The sequence below is a fragment of the Streptomyces viridiviolaceus genome (genome assembly GCF_014650995.1).
Lineage (GTDB): Bacteria > Actinomycetota > Actinomycetes > Streptomycetales > Streptomycetaceae > Streptomyces > Streptomyces viridiviolaceus.
The window spans coordinates 182,421-200,590 of sequence record NZ_BMWA01000004.1; the positions used below are offsets into that span (position 1 = coordinate 182,421).

Annotated in this window: 14 protein-coding genes; 4 read left to right on the forward strand and 10 right to left on the reverse strand. The window is 69.1% G+C overall.

The genetic code is table 11. The annotated features are described in order from the left end of the window. Nucleotides 1-286: 286 nt before the first annotated feature. The 3 genes from IE260_RS06810 (at nt 287) to IE260_RS06820 (ending at nt 3,409) form a co-directional block, all read left to right on the forward strand. Nucleotides 287-1,360, forward strand: coding sequence for a ParA family protein (locus tag IE260_RS06810; RefSeq protein WP_189869721.1), 1,074 nt, complete (start codon nt 287-289; stop codon nt 1,358-1,360). Beyond that, entirely contained in the window at nt 1,357-2,460 is a 1,104-nt protein-coding gene (locus IE260_RS06815; RefSeq protein ID WP_189869561.1) for a ParB/RepB/Spo0J family partition protein, read from the forward strand. Before IE260_RS06810 ends, IE260_RS06815 begins: the two co-directional genes overlap by 4 nt. Before the next feature lie 331 nt (nt 2,461-2,791). Next, nucleotides 2,792-3,409: a GNAT family N-acetyltransferase gene (locus IE260_RS06820; protein WP_189869562.1), complete on the forward strand. Its 618-nt coding sequence runs from the start codon at nt 2,792-2,794 to the stop codon at nt 3,407-3,409. Nucleotides 3,410-3,486: 77 nt separating this feature from the next. On the opposite strand, the gene trxA is transcribed toward IE260_RS06820, so the two are convergent. From trxA to IE260_RS06855, 7 genes are all read right to left on the reverse strand, one after another. Further along, nucleotides 3,487-3,819 (reverse strand): thioredoxin, encoded by a 333-nt coding sequence (trxA, locus tag IE260_RS06825; RefSeq protein ID WP_037936319.1) that lies wholly within the window; start codon nt 3,817-3,819, stop codon nt 3,487-3,489. Nucleotides 3,820-3,860: 41 nt separating this feature from the next. Continuing rightward, entirely contained in the window at nt 3,861-4,829 is a 969-nt protein-coding gene (trxB, locus tag IE260_RS06830) for a thioredoxin-disulfide reductase (RefSeq protein WP_189869563.1), read from the reverse strand. Nucleotides 4,830-4,956: 127 nt separating this feature from the next. Further along, nucleotides 4,957-5,868 (reverse strand): anti-sigma factor family protein, encoded by a 912-nt coding sequence (locus IE260_RS06835; RefSeq protein WP_506005112.1) that lies wholly within the window; start codon nt 5,866-5,868, stop codon nt 4,957-4,959. After that, nucleotides 5,865-6,590, reverse strand: a complete 726-nt coding sequence (sigM, locus tag IE260_RS06840; protein WP_189869564.1) for an RNA polymerase sigma factor SigM — start codon at nt 6,588-6,590, stop codon at nt 5,865-5,867. Before sigM ends, IE260_RS06835 begins: the two co-directional genes overlap by 4 nt. Before the next feature lie 30 nt (nt 6,591-6,620). Continuing rightward, nucleotides 6,621-8,342 (reverse strand): protein kinase family protein, encoded by a 1,722-nt coding sequence (locus tag IE260_RS06845; protein ID WP_189869565.1) that lies wholly within the window; start codon nt 8,340-8,342, stop codon nt 6,621-6,623. A gap of 137 nt (nt 8,343-8,479) precedes the next feature. Next, on the reverse strand, nt 8,480-10,882 hold the full coding sequence (murJ, locus tag IE260_RS06850; protein ID WP_189869566.1) for a murein biosynthesis integral membrane protein MurJ: 2,403 nt from the start codon (nt 10,880-10,882) through the stop codon (nt 8,480-8,482). Between the two features lie 43 nt (nt 10,883-10,925). Continuing rightward, complete coding sequence (locus IE260_RS06855; RefSeq protein ID WP_189869567.1) at nt 10,926-13,310, reverse strand: DUF6049 family protein; 2,385 nt, start codon at nt 13,308-13,310, stop codon at nt 10,926-10,928. Between the two features lie 210 nt (nt 13,311-13,520). Between IE260_RS06855 and IE260_RS06860 the strand changes: the two genes are divergently transcribed. Continuing rightward, nucleotides 13,521-14,966, forward strand: a complete 1,446-nt coding sequence (locus tag IE260_RS06860) for a CCA tRNA nucleotidyltransferase (protein ID WP_189869568.1) — start codon at nt 13,521-13,523, stop codon at nt 14,964-14,966. 106 nt (nt 14,967-15,072) lie between these two features. Here IE260_RS06860 and IE260_RS06865 read toward each other — a convergent pair whose 3' ends face one another. From IE260_RS06865 to IE260_RS06875, 3 genes are all read right to left on the reverse strand, one after another. Then, the gene (locus tag IE260_RS06865; RefSeq protein ID WP_189869569.1) at nt 15,073-15,597 is read right to left on the reverse strand and encodes an LppU/SCO3897 family protein; all 525 of its coding nucleotides are present in this window, start codon (nt 15,595-15,597) and stop codon (nt 15,073-15,075) included. Between the two features lie 122 nt (nt 15,598-15,719). Beyond that, nucleotides 15,720-16,982: an MFS transporter gene (locus IE260_RS06870; RefSeq protein WP_189869570.1), complete on the reverse strand. Its 1,263-nt coding sequence runs from the start codon at nt 16,980-16,982 to the stop codon at nt 15,720-15,722. Between the two features lie 78 nt (nt 16,983-17,060). Then, the gene (locus IE260_RS06875; protein ID WP_189869571.1) at nt 17,061-18,143 is read right to left on the reverse strand and encodes an inositol-3-phosphate synthase; all 1,083 of its coding nucleotides are present in this window, start codon (nt 18,141-18,143) and stop codon (nt 17,061-17,063) included. Nucleotides 18,144-18,170 lie beyond the last annotated feature (27 nt).

Below are 18,170 nucleotides of genomic sequence, written 5' to 3' on the forward strand. Positions count from 1 at the left end.
ACGAGACGTACTCCACCCAAGGCCCCAAACCTGCGCATGCCGGAGTGTCGCGACAGTTCGGCATGCGCCGCTGTGCATCGTGTTTCACGTGAAACGTCGCTCACTGCTGCACGGCATCATCAGTCGCGGCCGCGCTGCGGCCGAACCTCGCGACCGGAAGCCTCTCGGCTCCCTCGGAGAGGATTCCGCGGCTCAGGACACGGCCCCCGTGAGGGGAGCGGAGTTGTCCACAGAGGTGGATTTCTCCACAGAACGTCAGGCCTCACTGGTTCATGACCCCGAAGACATGGGAGGCTCTGTTCATTGCGAGCCTGAAGTCGAGGAGAGTGAATCCTTGCGGTCCGACGCCAACATCGCGGGACCGATGACCGATCCGGTCCCCGGTCCCCGTACCGAGTCGATGGGGGTGGATGTTTCACGTGAAACACCGCCTCCGATGGACGACACTCCGATCGGTCGTGCGGCCCAATTGGCGGTGGAGGCTCTGGGCCGCGCCGGCGAGGGCCTGCCGCGGCCCGAGCAGACCCGAGTCATCGTGGTCGCCAACCAGAAGGGTGGCGTGGGCAAGACGACGACGACCGTCAATCTCGCCGCGTCGCTGGCTCTGCATGGCGGCCGTGTTCTGGTGGTCGACCTCGATCCGCAGGGCAACGCGTCCACTGCCCTGGGCATCGATCACCACGCCGAGGTGCCATCCATCTACGACGTGTTGGTGGAGAGTCGGCCGCTCTCGGATGTCGTCCAGCCCGTCCCCGATGTCGAGGGACTCTTCTGCGCACCTGCCACGATCGATCTCGCCGGTGCGGAGATCGAGCTGGTCTCCCTGGTGGCGCGGGAGAGCCGACTGCAGCGCGCCATCCAGGCGTACGAGCAGCCGCTGGACTACATCCTCATCGACTGCCCGCCCTCCCTCGGTCTGCTGACGGTCAACGCACTCGTCGCGGGCCAGGAGGTGCTCATCCCGATCCAGTGCGAGTACTACGCGCTGGAGGGTCTGGGTCAGCTACTACGGAACGTCGACCTGGTGCGTGGGCACCTCAACCCGACGCTCCATGTGTCGACGATCCTGCTCACCATGTACGACGGCCGGACGCGGCTCGCGTCCCAGGTCGCGGACGAGGTGCGCAGCCACTTCGGCGACGAGGTGCTGCGGACGAGCATTCCCCGTTCCGTCCGGATCTCCGAGGCGCCTAGCTATGGGCAGACGGTGCTGACCTACGATCCAGGATCAAGCGGAGCCCTCTCCTATCTGGAGGCGGCACGAGAGATCGCGCTGAAGGGCGTCGGCGTCACCTACGACGCGACGCATGCCCACATCGGCGCCCAGAACGACCCGAGCATGGTGGAGGGGATCCAGTGAGCGAGCGACGGAGGGGGTTGGGTCGCGGTCTTGGGGCATTGATCCCAGCAGCCCCGACGGAGAAGACGGTGGCCTCGGCGGCGCTGGGGAATGCGGGCACCCCTTCCCCTGCGACCGTGCCCGTCCCGGCGGGCGACCGCGGGGTGGCCGCGGCGAAGGTGGCCACGCTGCCGTCTGTTTCACGTGAAACAGAGAGCGCGATCGCACCGGGTGCTGCGGGAGCCCCTGCGGCTCCCATGGGGGCGTACTTCGCGGAGATCCCCCTCGGCGACATCAAGCCGAACCCGCGGCAGCCGCGTGAGGTCTTCGACGAGGACGCCCTCGCCGAGCTCATCACCTCCATCAAGGAGGTCGGTCTCCTGCAGCCGGTCGTCGTTCGGCAGACGGGCCCGTCTCGCTACGAGCTCATCATGGGCGAGCGACGTTGGAGGGCCTGCCAAGAGGCGGGTCTGGAGGTCATCCCGGCGATCGTGCGGGCCACGGAGGACGAAAAGCTCCTCCTGGACGCCCTTCTGGAGAACCTGCACCGTGCTCAGCTGAACCCTCTGGAAGAGGCCGCCGCCTACGACCAGCTGCTGAAGGACTTCAACTGCACGCACGACCAGCTGGCGGACCGCATCGGGCGTTCCCGGCCGCAGGTGTCCAACACCCTGCGCCTGCTGAAGCTGTCCTCGGCGGTCAAGAAGCGCGTCGCCGCCGGGGTGCTCTCCGCAGGCCATGCTCGTGTACTGCTCTCCGTGGAGGACTCGGAGGAGCAGGACCGGCTGGCGCATCGGATCGTGGCCGAGGGGCTGTCGGTGCGGGCCGTCGAGGAGATCGTGACCCTGATGGGTTCCCGTCCGCAGAAGGCGGGGCGTGCCAAGGGTCCGCGGGCCGGGGCGCGGGTGTCCCCGGCTCTGTCCGACCTTGCCACCCGGCTCTCGGACCGTTTCGAGACGCGGGTGAAGGTCGACCTGGGGCAGAAGAAGGGCAAGATCACCGTCGAGTTCGCCTCCATGGAGGACCTCGAACGCATCCTCGGCACCCTTGCTCCCGGCGAGGGGCCCGTGATGCAGAAGAGCCTGTTGGAGGGTGACGCGGAAGAGGAATCCGACTCCTGAGCCCCGGGCAGGGCAGCGTTCGATGCTGCTCCAGCTGCCGGCGGGGGGCGGGTCGTGACCGGTGCGTACCGGAACACGGCCCGCCCTTTGCTTTCTGTCGGTATCGGGGTCGATCGCATTGTGGATACGATGCGATCGGGATGGCGCCATCACCTGGCAGTACCTCTGAGAGGAAGGCAGGGGCCATGCGAACCATGAGCCGCACCGGGCTGGTGAGCGCAGGTTTGGGGCTGGGTGCGGTCGGTGGGTTCATCGGCAGTCTGCTCAGGGAACGGAGTGCTCTGACCGCCGCACGCGGTGCGGCGGGCGAAGGAAGCGAGGAACAGCTTTCATGGGGCGTCGGCTCGTACCGCTCACGCTGGACAATCTTCAGGACCTTCCCCAGCGCTGTCGCTCGTGTGTCTTCTGGGAGCTGGACCCCGTCAGCGGTGAAGCAGCGGTAAGCGCGGGCACGGCCGCACTGGAGAAGGAATCCTGGATCTCGGCCGTCCTGCTGGACTGGGGATCGTGTGGACGGGTGGTCTACGTCGACGACGTTCCGGTGGGATTCGTGCTCTACGCGCCTCCCGCCTACGTTCCGCGCTCTACGGCGTTTCCCACCAGCCCTGTCTCACCCGATGCGGTGCAGCTGATGACCGCGTTCATCATGCCGGGCTACCAGGGCCAGGGGTTGGGCCGAGTGATGGTTCAGACGGTCGCCAAGGATCTGCTGCGGCGGGGCTTCAAGGCGATCGAGGCGTTCGGGGACGCCCGGTGGAAGGAACCCGCCTGCGTGCTGCCGGCGGATCATCTGCTGGCTGTGGGCTTCAAGACGGTCAGGCCGCATCCCAGCCATCCGCGGCTGCGGCTGGAGCTGCGTTCCACGCTCTCCTGGAAGGAAGACGTGGAGATGGCGCTCGACCGGCTCCTGGGGGCCGTGCAGAAGGAACCGGCGCTCAGGCCGCTGTGAAGGGTGCGTGCTGAGGTTGCTGTCATGCGAATGGGCCAGCCCGTCCGGGCTGGCCCATTCGTGTTTCACGTGAAACGTCAGTCGGCGATGAAGTCCTCGAGGTCGCGAACGATCGCGGCCTTCGGCTTCGCGCCGACGATCGTCTTGGCGACCTCGCCGCCCTGGTAGACGTTCAGGGTCGGGATCGACATGACGCCGTACTTGGCGGCCGTACCCGGGTTCTCGTCGATGTTCAGCTTGACGACCTCGATCTTGTCGCCGTACTCGGAGGCGATCGCTTCGAGGGACGGGGCGATCTGGCGGCACGGACCGCACCAGGCGGCCCAGAAGTCCACCAGGACGGGCTTGTCGCTCTTGAGGACGTCCTGCTCGAAGGAGTCGTCGGTCACATTCTTCAGGGTGCCGGCCACGGCGGGCTCCTTAACTGGTTGGTGCGTGGGGCGGATGGGGGTCAGACGGTGGTCTTCTCGGGCTCGGCCTTGTCCTCGTCGCTGAGCGCCGCGAGGAAGCGCTCGGCGTCGAGAGCGGCGGAGCAGCCGGTGCCGGCCGCGGTGATCGCCTGGCGGTAGGTGTGGTCGACCACGTCACCGGCGGCGAAGACGCCGGTCAGGTTGGTGCGGGTCGAGGGCGCGTCGACCTTCAGGTAGCCCTCCGCGTCCAGGTCGAGCTGACCCTTGAAGAGCTCCGTGCGCGGGTCGTGGCCGATGGCGATGAACAGACCGGTCACCGCGAGATCCGAGAGCTCACCCGTCTTGACGTTGCGCAGCTTCAGGCCCGAGAGCTTCTGGTCGCCCTGGACCTCGGCGACCTCGCTGTCCCAGACGAACGTGATCTTCGGGTCGGCGAAGGCACGCTCCTGCATCGCCTTGGAGGCGCGCAGGGTGTCGCGGCGGTGGACGATGGTCACCGACTTCGCGAAGCGCGACAGGAACGTCGCCTCCTCCATGGCGGTGTCACCGCCGCCGATCACGGCGATGTCCTGGTCCTTGAAGAAGAAGCCGTCGCAGGTCGCGCACCAGGAGACACCGCGGCCGGAGAGGAGGTCCTCGTTCGGCAGGCCGAGCTTGCGGTGCTGCGAACCGGTGGCGACGATGACGGCCTTCGCCCGGTGGACGGTCCCCGCGGTGTCCGTGACGGTCTTGATGTCACCGGCCAGGTCGACGGCGACGACATCGTCCGGGACGAGCTCGGCACCGAAGCGCTCGGCCTGGGCGCGCATGTTGTCCATGAGCTCGGGGCCCATGATGCCGTCCTGGAAGCCCGGGAAGTTCTCGACCTCGGTGGTGTTCATCAGCGCACCGCCCGCGGTGACGGCGCCCTCGAACACCAGCGGCTTCAGCGACGCGCGTGCGGTATAGAGCGCCGCCGTGTACCCGGCGGGCCCGGAGCCGATGATGATCACGTTTCGGACGTCGCTCACGGCTTCATTCCTCGTCTCTGGACTGCGTCTTCAGGACCGGTGGGAGCTTTCTCGGAGCTCTCACCCCACCCAACGGATCCTAAGGGGCACGCATTCCCGCGAAGAACAAGCGCCGGTGTCGCCCAGGTCAGGACCGGGCGTAGGTGTCCTTCAGGAGGACCTCGGCAGCGGTGGACGAGGCGTGGGACACACAGCTCGCCTCGACGATGTAGGCAGTGATCCTGCTGTCGTCGGAAGGATCGGGCAGCACCACGAGCAGCGCTTCCCTGCCCTTGTAGACGCCCTCCTCCGTGGCGAGCGCCGCATCGTTGCGGCCGATGCCCTTCTGGATGCACTCGGGCACCGTGGGCTGCGTGAAGACCCGGTTCTCGGCGCCCCCCTCGGACTCCACGCCGAAGCTGTGCGGCGTTCGGGGCGTGCCCTGCTCCTCGGAGAGGAGAGTGGTCACCTGTTCCCGCAGCTCGCCCTCGGAGAAGGTGTCGGCAAGCGTCTGCTGTCCCTGCGCGGTGTCGTCGGGCGTGTTGCCGCCGGTGACGGAGGCCACGATCACGGAGCCGAGCCCCAGCGCGGCTGCAGCGACGACGGCCCCGAGAGCGGCGATCTTGCGGCGTCCGCTCCTCCTGCGGTTCTTGCGGCCCGGGCCGGTGGTGGAGGAGCGAGCGTGGCCGGCAGGACGGTCTGCCGGTGCCGATGTTTCACGTGAAACATCGGCGCTGCTGTCCCCGCCGGAGGGGACGGGGGATGCGTCGGCAGACGCGGGAGCCGCGGACTCGGGGGGCGTCGCACTGAGCAGCGCCTCCGCTGCGAGTGCGGCATCGATACGGCCCGCTACGTCGTCCGGCATCCGTGCCGGCGCCGGCAGCGTGCCGAGCAGTCCGCGGATCTCCTCCAGCGACGCGTAGACGTCCGCGCACAGCTCGCAGGAGTCCAGATGGCGCCGTACGTCGGTGGTTCGCGACCGTGGCAGCAGGCCCTCGGCGAGGTCGGAGATCTCCGCGACGTCCGGGTGCCCGGCCATGTCTGTCGTCGACGACGTCACGCTCGTCCACCTCCGCCCTTCACTGCGGCTGAATCGCTCGGCCCCGCGTCCGGCGGACCCGCCCGGCGCGGACCCGCTGCGGGTGGGACGGATGTCCCCTGCGTCCGGTTCCGTTCCGCGCCCCGGTTCCTGCCGTCGCCGCTGCCTTCCGGGCGCAGATGAGTGAGCAGCGGCAGGAGTCTGGCTCTGCCACGGGCACACCGGCTCTTGATCGTGCCGGTCGGCACCTCGAGGATCCGAGCGGCCTCGGCGACGGGGTAGCCCTGCATGTCCACCAGGACGAGAGCCGCCCGCTGGTCGGGCGGCAGGGTCTCCAGCGCCTCCAGCAACTGGCGGTGCAGATCATTGCGCTCGGCCGGTGCGGATGCCGACTCGTGGGGTTCGAGGAGCTGCTCCAGTCGTTCGGTGTCGTCGACGGGAGACGTTTTCCGCGTGTCCGCCTTACGGGCGCGGTCCAGGCAGGCGTTCACCGTGATCCGGTGCAGCCAGGTCGTGACGGCCGACTGGCCGCGGAAGGTGTGGGCGGCCCGGTAGGCGGAGACGAGGGCGTCCTGGACCGCGTCAGCGGCTTCCTCGCGGTCGCCCAGGGTGCGCAGGGCCACGGCCCAGAGGCGGTCCCGGTGGCGGCGTACCAGTTCGCCGAAGGCGTCCGGGTCGCCTTCCACGTGGCGGGCCAGGAGGTCCTGATCGCTGGTGTCGCCGTATGCGGTGTCATCTGCCATCGGACCCCCTCCCCCTGTGTTCGGCGGCTCTCAGCCCTTGAACGTCACGTCGGTGACCGCCTGCTTGTATCCGGCGTTGCTGTACTCGTCACCGGACGCGTACGGCAGGGCCGTGAACCAGACCAGAACGTACTGGGTCTTCGCCGGCTTGTTGACCTTCACCGTGGCGGAGCTGCCGCTCGTGGTGGTGGTGCCGAGCTTCTGCATCGAGTCGACGGGCCCGGCAGGGCTCAGCGAATCCGTGGCGTACAGAGTGACCGTCGTGTGGTCCCCGCTGAACCGCAGCCCTATCGAGGCGGAGGAGACCGTCTGGGCCGAGCCCAGGTCGTAGACGATGCCGACACCGGGCTTGAAGGACGGCTTCATCTCCGGACCGTCGACGAAGCTCTTGGTACGCCAGTACGTCGAGCTGTCTCCGTCGTAGGTCTTGGCCACGTCCCCGGCGGCTTGGGCGTCGCCCTTGGCGACGTACTCCTGTGCGCCCTGGACGGCGATCGGCTTGGTCGGCCTGGTCTGCTTGTCGTTCTTGTCGTTGCCGTCCGTCGTCTGCGTCTGGTTCTGGTCGTCGGCCTTGCCGCCCCGTTCCATGAGAGCGTCCGCCAGCTGCCAACTGCCCAGACCGAGAGCGGCGATCAGCAGGGCGGAGACGCCCCACTTGAGTGCCTTGCCGGTGCGGCTCTGCAGCGGGGGCGGCGGGGCCGGCACCGGCTGGGCGGCGCCGGGGCGCGGTGCCGGCCGGCCGTACGTGCCCTGCTGGTACGTCGTGCGCTGGTACTCGGGCGGGGCGGTGAAGGCGGGCTCCGGCGGGCGGATGCGGGGCATCTCGCCGATCGCCTTCACCAGCTCCTCCGGCGTGGTGCACGCAGATTCGTGGCGGGATGCGGTGGCGCCGTCGTTGGCGAGCGCCCGCATCGCGAGCTCGGACAGACCGCGGTGGACACCGGCGCGCACCTGGTCGGGCGGAATGAGCCCGATGTCCTTGGGCAGGCCGGCCAGACCGTAGGCGTCGCTCTCGTAGGGCCAGCGCTGGGTGAGCGCGGCGTACAGCAGCGCGCCGATGGCCTCAGTGTCGGTGCGCTGAGGGGTGTCCGAACTGATACCCCGCAGCGCGGCGTTCACGGCGAGCCCGCGGATCCTCCACTGGCCGGTCGACGTGCGCAGCACGGCGTTGGGACTCAGGCGCAGATGGGCGAGGCCCTCGCGGTGGGCGGCGGCCATGGCGGACGCGACCTGACTGACCATCTGGTACGCCTCGTACACCTCCAGCGGGCCGGAGGCGAGGAGCGCGGTCAGTTCGGTGGCGTCCGGAAGCCACTCGTGGACGACGTAGACGAGGTCGTTGTCCTCCACGGCGTCCAGCACCTGCACGAAGCGGGGGTCGCCGAGGAGGGCGGAGGAGCGTGCCGCGGCCAGCACCGAGCGGGCCCGGGCGTGGTCGGCGGGGAGGACGTGGACCCCGACGGCTCGGCGGAGTTTCTCGTCGACGGCCCGCCAGCTGCTGAATCCGTCCAGACGGGTGACGCACTCCTCGAGGCGGTAGCGTCTGGCGAGCTTGTGCCCGCTGTGCAGTTCGGGAGGCGAGGCCTTGCCGGATTCCTCGCTCGTGGCGCTTCCCTGTCCCTCGTCGCTGTCCGTGTCCCGCTCCCGGTTGTTGGCCACCCCGTCGGCCGTGGACTGGTCCGCCTGTGCGGTCAGCGACTGCTCGCCGCTGTTGTCTGCCACGTCGACGGCAGCTGTGCTCCGTTCGGCCACCGTCGTTCCTGCCTCCCCATTCGATGCGCGCCGGACACCCGTTGCGCGCCGTCCGACGCCGAAACCAATTGTGCCCACAGTCCGCCGCTATGCACGACACACAGAGGCGGACGATGGTTGTGCGCCTACCCCCGGTCTCAACGTCCCAGGCGTCCGCGAACCATGCCGACCAGCGAGTTGACCTCCTCGATACGCATGCGGCGGGCGCCGATGTAGAAGACGCCGAGCAGGACCGCTCCGCCCGCCAGCAGCGCGGCGAACGAACCGACCACGCCCTGGCCGAGTGTCTGGCTGATCCCGTAGCAGGCCGCACCGCTGAGCAGCGCGGCCGGCACCGACGCGATGCACAGGCGGGCGTAGGTGCGCAGTACGCGGGCGCCGTCCAGGTCTCCGCCGAGCCGCTTGCGCAGCCGGCGCCAGGCGACGCCGACGCCGATCGCGTAGGCCAGACCGTAGGCGGCGGCCATGCCGACCACGGCCCAGCGCGGCGGGATCAGCAAGAAGCACAGGGCCGAGGCACTCGCGTTGACGACGGCCACGATGACGGTGTTGTAGAACGGCGTCCGGGTGTCCTCGTAGGCGTAAAAGGCGCGTAGGACGACGTACTGCACCGAGTACGGGATCAGGCCGAGGCCGAACGCCATCAGCATGTAGCCCATGTTGGTGGCCGCGCCGGTGCCCGAGGAGCCGAAGATCAGCGTGCACATCGGGATGCCCAGGGCGACGAACCCGAAGGAGACCGGCACGATCGCGACGGCCGTCGTGCGCAGGCCCTGCGAGATGTCGTCGCGGACCGCGCCGGCATCGTTCTCGGCTGCCGACCGTGAGATGCGGGGCAGCAGGGCGGCCATCAGGGAGACGGTGATGATGGCTTGCGGCAGGCCCCAGATCAGCTGTGCGTTGGCGTACGCGCTGAAACCGGTGCCCGGGATGTTGGTGTCCGTGACGGACGCGGTGGCGAGCTGGGTGACGACGAGGGCGCCTGCCTGGTTGGCGAGGACGAAGAGGATCGTCCACTTGGCGAGCATCGCCGCCTTGCCGAGGCCGTGGCCCTTCCAGTCGAACCGCAGCCGCAGCCTGAAGCCCGTCTCACGCAGGTAGGGAACCATCGCCAGCGCCTGGACCACGAGCCCGAGGAGGACGCCGACGCCGAGCAGCCGTTCGCCCTCCGGAGGGATGCTGGCGACCGTCATGCCGGAGTGTTCGGCCGTGCCGTACACCCAGATGAACGCACCGAGCGTGACGATGATGACGATGTTGTTCAGGACCGGTGTCCACATCATCGCGCCGAAGCGGCCGCGGGCGTTGAGGATCTGCCCCATCACCACATGGATGCCCATGAAGAAGATGGACGGCAGGAAGTACCGGGTGAAGGTGACGGCGACGTCATTGGCCTCCGGGTTCGAGGCCACCGGGTTGGACAGCGCGCGGACCAGCAGCGGCGCCGCGAGCATGGCGAGTGCCGTCAGGACGCCGAGGGCGACCATCACCAGGGTCAGCAGCCGGTTGGCGTATGCCTCGCCGCCGTCGTCGTCCTCCTTCATGGCGCGGACGAGCTGCGGGACGAACACCGAGTTGAGGCCGCCACCGACGGTCAGGATGTAGATCATCGTCGGCAGCTGGTAAGCGATCTGGAAGGACTCGCCCAACAGGGCGAGACCCAGAGCCGAGACGATCATCGCGGAGCGGATGAACCCGGTCAGGCGGGAGACCATCGTGCCCGCCGCCATCACGGCACTGGACTTCAGCAGACCGCCCGCCCGTCCGCCCTTCCTGGGCGCGGCAGCGGCCGGTGCGGCCTCCGGCTCCTGGAGCGGAGCCTCGGCGGCCTCCGGCGTCGGCGCCGTCGCGTACTGGCCCGGGGCGGGTGCCGCATGCCGGTCCGGCGCCGGAGCGGCACCGTACCCGCCGTGGGCCTGGACGTCACCGTAGGGGCCGGGGGCCTGGGCGCCTCCGTACTGGCCCGGCGAGGGTGCGTCTCCGTACTGGCCCGGGCCCGGTGCTCCGCCGTACTGCCCGGGCGCCGGGGAGGGGCCGGGGACCGACAGGGGGTCGTCGTACGCGGGGTGGCCGCCGCCCTGCTGCTGGTCCCGGAAGAGGTGCGCGAAGGCGTCCGGCTCATGACGTTGCTCACCGGCCTGGGTGACCAGGTCGTCCACGCCGACGAACTGGGTCGTCCGCGGGTCGTCGCCGTACGGCAGGTACTGCGTCGGCCCCTCCGGCTCGGGTGCAGGAGGCTGGGCCCAGACGCGGGGATCGGGAGCGTACGGCGACTGGGAAGGCCGACCGTACAGGGGCGGCTGCGGCGGGTAGGTGCCCGGGGGCGGCGGGGGATGCGAGGCCCGGTCGTAGAGGGCCTCGGAGACCGGGTCCTGGGCGGACAGGTCCTGCGCCCGGTAGGGGTCCTGGTCGTAGGCGTCCTGGAGGTACGTGTCCGCGGGCGGCTGCTGTGGCGCCTGGCCGTGCTCGGGCGGCGGGCCCTCGGGGTTCCCCGAGGCGCCCGCGGCCTGACCGCGGTCACCGTCGTACGGCGCGTTCATGGTTACCCCACCTCATCGTCCCGGGCCCACGGCCACGACATCCTCAACGGTCCACTCTCTCACCCGTGCCGGACGGGTCGGTGTCTTCCGCTGCGGTGTCCGGTGTCGGGTCACTCGGCTGCTCCGGGCCGTCTGCCCGGGCGTGTTCCTCGGACTCCTGCCCAAGACGTTCGCCGTGGTCTTCCCGGTTCTCCGGGCCGTCCGCGGCCTCGTCCGCCGCCGGATCGCCCTGCTCGGCCTCGCGGGCCGCGGCCCGCTTGCGCTGGGTGTACATCCGGAAGCCGGCGAGGACGAGCAGCAGGACACCACCGCCGATGACCAGCATCACGGTGGCCGTGATCTCGGTGACCTTCACGTCGAAGGTCACGGGGGCGCCGTACTTCCGGCCGTCCATCGTGTACAGCTGGGCGATCACCGTCGCCCGGCCGTTGGCGTTCGCCGACGTGGTGAACTTCACCGACTGGCTGTGGCCGCCGGAGACCGAGACCGGCTGCTCCTGGTAGGCGGCGCCGCCGATCTCCAGGCGGGTGGGGTTCGTCGAGGTGAGCCGCAGCACCAGGGGACCGACGTCCTGCACCAGGTTGTTCTGCACCGTCACGGGGATCGTGGCGCTGCGGCCGGAGAGCTTCGTCTCCGACTTGTCGATCAGCCTGACCCGGCTGGTCAGCCCGTCGAGGTACGACTCCACGCCGTCGCGGAAGGAACCCGCTTCCGTCGCCCGGCCGCGCCAGGACGTGGACATCCCCCGGTTCAGGGCCCGCCCGAAGGGGGTCACCACCCGGGACGGGTCCGACAGGACGACCTTGAAGTTGTCGAGCTTGTACTGGGTCTCGGCGACCTGCTGGAACGCGGAACGCGGAAGCTCCTGCTTGCGCAGGGAGGAGGGGTAGGAGGACGTTCCCGGGACCTTCGTGGTGGCGTCCGGGTCCGGCTTGGCCGCGGCGGCCGCCGTCAGCTTCTGGGACTCGGACCAGGTGCCGCCCTGCAGAGCGGTCAGTGCCTCTGCCATCGCCCGGGCCTGGCTGCCGGAGGGCATGCGCTGGGGGGCGACGACGACGCTGCGCTCCTTGCCGGTCTGCAGGCCGAGCGTCAGGCTCTGGGCCAGGAACCGCTGTACCGAGAGCGTGGACGCGGACGCCTTCGTCAGATCGCCCTCGAACGCCGTGGACAGCCGGGCGTCCGCGACGACCGCCGTGGTGCCGCCGCCGATGGGGCGGGCCGCGGAGGGCGTGTACGGCAGGCCGCTGGTCTCCCGGAGGCTGTCGCTGCGGGCGATCACCTTGTCGGCGCCGGCGGAGGTGGCGACCTTGACGATCGACCGGTCCACGGCACCGTCCACGGGCCACGCGAAGTCGGTGCTCGGCTTCACGTGGAGGATCGGCTCCACCGTGTTGGCGACGACGTCGGTGGCGTCCTTGAGCTGGCTGAGCGAGCCGGTGACGTCCGTGCCGTTGTGGGCCAGGGACGCAAGATCAGGGTCGGCGAAGGGCAGGGCGACGACCTCCTTGTCGGCCACCGCGTCCTGCAGGTCGGCGAGCCACTGCTTGGCGACCGCCTGGTGGGTGCCGTTGGTGGTCCTGTCGCCGTCCCGGACCTGATAGCTGCGCGTCATCGCGTCCACGGAGGCGAGCAGGTCGGGATCGATCACCCAGGTGACGTCGAGGTCCTTGCCCAGCATCACCATCTGGTTGAGGCGGCCTCCGGGAGAGATCTCCTTGGCCAGGTCGTCGTTGAGGAAGACGGGCGTCTGCTGTTCGTTCGGCCCCGTCTCGGCCGCCATGTGCGTCGTCGAGACGAGCGGCCACAGGTACGTCGTCCTGGTCTTCGAGCCGGCCGCGTCGGGCTGCCAGGGCAGGAAGGTCCGCTGGATGCCGAGGAGCTGCTCCCACGGTTGGGCGGACGTCTCTCCGGAGAGCGCGACGCTCAGCTGGTACACGCCGTCCTGGCCGAGGTCCAGCTCGTCGACCGGGACGGAGATGTTGAAGTGCTCGGCGACGCCGGGAGTGAGCTCGGAGAACTTCTCGACGTACTTGTCGTCGATCTGCGAGCCGATGGATCCCTGGAGGTCGTCGCTGTTCTTGGCGACCGTGTCGATCGCCGAGCGGGTGGTCAGAGGCGGGCCCACCCGCAGGCCCACGTGGGCGTCGGTGACCGTCTGCTTGCCCTGGTTCGTCACCGTGCCCGACACGGTCACCGTGTCCCCGTCCGTGGGGGCGGCGGGGCTAAGCGAGTCGATGGCGACGGCCACCGCGCCCGAGTCCGAGTCCGCCTTGGCGGAGGCCTGGCCGTCGGCGTGTGCGGATCCGGCCGCGGGCAGCTGGAGCAGGCCGGCCAGCAGGGGCGCACCGGCGACCAGCGCCGTGGTGCGCCGTAGCCACCGGCGGGCAGGTGAGGGACTGGTCACCTGGAAGTCTGCCGCCTCGGCCACGCGCTCGCCCGTCCCTCGTCGTCGTCAGTGGTCTCGGAATGTGCGTCCACGCATGGTAACGATGCGCGCCGAGGGGAAGTGCCGCGGAGTGCTCCACAAGATCCGGGACTCCCACGGTGCTGTCCCGTATATGCCCCTATAAAAGGGAGCGCGGGGTGTGCCATCAATGGGGGAGCCCGAGGTTGCTCGGGCCACGTACCCTGTTCTGTTGTGCCGAACGCCAACGAAGTCAACCCCAGTGCCCCGAGTCAGGCGCAGCACCGCGCGGTGAGTGAACTGCTGCGGGTCGCCCCTGTTGCCGACGACCTTGCCCGTCGATTCCAGGAGGCCGGGTTCTCTCTTGCCCTGGTCGGTGGGTCGGTTCGGGACGCGCTGCTCGGCCGCCTCGGCAACGACCTGGACTTCACGACCGATGCCCGTCCGCAGGACGTCCTGAAGATCGTCCGCCCGTGGGCGGACGCCGTCTGGGAGGTCGGGATCGCCTTCGGCACGGTCGGGGCGCAGAAGGACGGCTACCAGATCGAGGTCACCACCTACCGGTCGGAGGCGTACGACCGCACCTCACGCAAGCCCGAGGTCTCCTACGGCGACTCCATCGAGGAGGACCTCGTTCGCCGGGACTTCACCGTGAATGCCATGGCCGTCGCACTCCCGGAGAAGGAGTTCATCGACCCGCACGGCGGGCGGGAGGACCTCGCGAAGCGGGTGCTGCGTACCCCGGACACTCCTGAGGAGTCGTTCTCGGACGATCCGCTTCGGATGATGCGGGCCGCGCGTTTCGCCGCCCAGCTCGATTTCGAGGTGGCTCCGGAGGTCGTGGAGGCCATGAAGAACATGGCCGGGCGCATCGAGATCGTCTCGGCCGAACGAGTCCGGGACGAGCTGAACAAGCTGATCCTTTCTGCTCACCCGCGCAAGGGCCTGACCCTGCTGGTGGACAGCGGCATCGGCCGGCATGTCCTGCCCGAGCTGCCGGCCCTGCGCCTGGAGCGTGACGAGCACCACCGGCACAAGGACGTCTACGACCACACGCTCATCGTCCTGGAGCAGGCCATGGCTCTGGAGAGTGACGGTCCCGACCTGACCCTCCGCCTGGCCGCGCTGCTGCATGACATCGGCAAGCCGCGCACCCGCCGCTTCGAGTCGGACGGGCGGGTGTCGTTCCACCATCACGAGGTGGTGGGCGCGAAGATGACGAAGAAGCGCATGACCGCGCTCAAGTACTCCAACGACCTGGTGAAGGACGTCTCGCGCCTGGTCGAGCTCCATCTGCGCTTCCACGGTTACGGCACGGGTGAGTGGACGGACTCCGCGGTCCGCCGGTACGTCCGGGACGCCGGGCCCCTGCTCGACCGTCTCCACAAGCTGACCCGCTCGGACTGCACGACCCGTAACAAGCGCAAGGCTGCGGCGCTCTCCCGCGCGTACGACGGGCTCGAGGAGCGGATCGCAACGCTCCAGGAGCAGGAGGAGCTGGACGCGATCCGCCCGGACCTCGACGGCAACCAGATCATGGAGATCCTCGGCATCCGTCCCGGCCCGGCCGTCGGCCAGGCGTACAAGCACATGCTGGAGCTGCGCCTCGAGAACGGACCGATGGAGCACGACGAGGCGGTGGCCGCCCTCAAGTCCTGGTGGGCCGAGCAGGAGGGATGAGTCGTGAAACGGGTCATGTTTCACGTGAAACATGACCCCGCCGAACGTGCCGAGGGGCGGTGTTTCACGTGAAACACCGCCCCTTCGGGCATCCGAGGCTTCTGCCCTACTTCTTGTAGTCCTTCAGGCAGAGCAGGAAGTCCTTGCCGTCACCGCTCTCGCTGTACACGTACTGGAAGTCCTTGGCTTCCTTCTCGCACTGGCTCGAAGCTATGGCGTCGGTGGTGAAGGAGCTCTCGATCTTGGCCAGCACCTCGTACTGTGCCTTCGCGTCGCTGCAGTCGACGACCTCGAGGTCCGGGTTGCTGTCGTCGCTGCTGCCGCGGTGCATGCAGTCGCCGACCGCGGCGGTGTTGGCGTCGTCCCGGCTGGCGATGTAGCCGCCCACGGCCACGCTGACGACGATCACGGCGATGACGATGTTCTTGATCGTCTTGAAGCTGAGCTTGCGACGGGCCGGCTGCGGCGGAACCGGAGCGTAGGGAGCGCCCTGCTGAGGGAAGCCGGGCTGACCAGGCTGCTGCGGGAAGCCCGGCTGACCCTGGGCGAAGGGGTTCTGCCCGTGGGGCTGCTGCGGAGCCTGCGGCTGGCCCTGGGCGAACGGGTTGCCTTGGGGCGGCGGAGTGGTCACTGGGGGTCCCCCTCAAACATAGGTGCGTGACGCGAACATGGCGCGAGTAAGACGCACGTAAGCTATCGGTCCCCGCTGACATCTCTGTAGCCCACTGGGACTCTGTGGCATTGATGTGACACTTACTGACGAGCAAACCGTGTCATAGCGACGGCAATCGCTCCGTAGATCAGCGCTACCGCGACGACCAGCGCGACCGACCTTCCGTCCGGCGGCAGCATCAGCGCCGCTACTCCGGCGGCGCCGACGAAGGCGACATTGAACAGCACGTCGTAAACGGAGAAGATCCGGCCACGAAAGGCGTCGTCGACCGATGACTGCACGATGGTGTCGGTCGCGATCTTCGAGCCCTGGGTCGCCAACCCGAGGATGAACGCCGCGGCCAGCAGGGGCGCGGTGGCGAACGGCAGGCCGAGAGCCGGTTCCAGTACGGCGGCGATCCCTGCGCACACGGCCATCCAGCGGCCGGGGCCGAGTCTTCCCGCGGCCCAGGGCGTGATCACGGCCGCCGCGAAGAAGCCGGCACCGGAGATGCCCAGGGCCAGCCCCAGCAGAGCAAGGCCCTCGTCCGTGTCCGAGGTCAGGGCGTAGCGGCACAGCATCAGCAGCATGACCAGCAGGGCGCCGTAGCAGAACCGCATCAGCGTCATGGCGGCGAGCGCCCAGGCCGCTCCCCTGCGTGCGGGCGCGGTGAGATGACGTACACCGGCCACCAGGTCCCGGGCGGTGCCGGCGAGCGCCACGGCGACCTTCGGCCGTACCAACGCCTGGTCGGGTCCCAGCAGCCCCACCGCCATGCGCAGCGATGCCAGCGCACCGCACAGGTACAGGAGGGCACCGAGCAGCACCACGGCGGCGTCGGAGTCGGCGATCACCAGACGCACGACGAAGGCGAGGCCGCCGCCCGCCGTGGCGGCCAGGGTTCCGGCGGTCGGGGAGAGGGAGTTGGCGATCACCAGGCGCTCTGCGTCGACCACGCGCGGCAGCGCGGCGGACAGGCCCGCGAGGACGAAGCGGTTGACGGCGGTGACGCACAGGGCGGAGACGTAGAAGAGCCAGTCCGGGACCGCTGCGACCATCAGGACGGCCGTGACCGAGGCGAGCAGGGCGCGCAGCAGGTTGCCGTACAGAAAGACCTGGCGGCGGCGCCAGCGGTCGAGGAGGACGCCGGCGAAGGGGCCCACCAGGGAGTACGGCAGCAGCAGGACCGCCATGGCGGAGGCGATCGCGGCGGGCGAGGTCTGCTTCTCCGGCGAGAAGACCACGTAGGTGGCGAGTGCGACCTGGTAGACGCCGTCGGCGCCCTGGGAGAGAAGGCGTACGGCGAGCAGGCGCCGGAAGCCCTTCAGACGCAGCAGGACGCGCAGGTCACGGACGACGGCCATGGGGCACAGCCTCACATACGGCAAAGGTCCCCGGGTCACGTGACCCGGGGACCCTCAGCGGACTTCAGTCCGAGGCTTTCAGCGCTCGACCTCGCCCTTGATGAACTTCTCGACGTTCTCGCGGGCCTCGTCGTCGAAGTACTGGACCGGCGGGGACTTCATGAAGTAGCTCGACGCCGACAGGATCGGGCCGCCGATGCCCCGGTCCTTGGCGATCTTCGCGGCGCGCAGGGCGTCGATGATGACGCCGGCGGAGTTCGGGGAGTCCCAGACCTCGAGCTTGTACTCGAGGTTCAGCGGGACGTCACCGAACGCGCGGCCCTCCAGGCGGACGTAGGCCCACTTGCGGTCGTCCAGCCAGGCCACGTAGTCGGACGGGCCGATGTGGACGTTCTTCTCGCCGAGGTCCCGGTCGGGGATCTGGGAGGTGACGGCCTGCGTCTTGGAGATCTTCTTGGACTCCAGGCGCTCGCGCTCGAGCATGTTCTTGAAGTCCATGTTGCCGCCGACGTTCAGCTGCATCGTGCGGTCCAGGATGACGCCCCGGTCCTCGAACAGCTTCGCCATGACGCGGTGCGTGATCGTGGCACCGACCTGCGACTTGATGTCGTCACCGACGATCGGCACGCCCGCCTCGGTGAACTTGTCCGCCCACTCCTTGGTGCCGGCGATGAAGACCGGGAGGGCGTTGACGAAGGCGACCTTGGCGTCGATGGCGCACTGGGCGTAGTACTTCGCCGCGTCCTCGGAGCCGACGGGCAGGTAGCAGACGAGAACGTCGACCTGCTTGTCCTTGAGGACCTGGACGATGTCGACCGGCTCCTCGGCGGACTCCTCGATGGTCTCGCGGTAGTACTTGCCGAGACCGTCGAGGGTGTGGCCGCGCTGGACCTGGACGCCGCTGTTCGGCACGTCGCAGATCTTGATGGTGTTGTTCTCGGAGGCGCCGATGGCGTCCGCGAGGTCCAGGCCGACCTTCTTGGCGTCCACGTCGAACGCGGCGACGAACTCGATGTCACGAACGTGGTAGTCGCCGAACTGGACGTGCATCAGGCCCGGGACCTTGGACGCCGGGTCGGCGTCCTTGTAGTACTCGACGCCCTGCACCAGCGATGCGGCGCAGTTGCCCACGCCGACGATGGCTACGCGAACCGAACCCATTCCGGTTGCTCCCTGTGTGTACGAGTG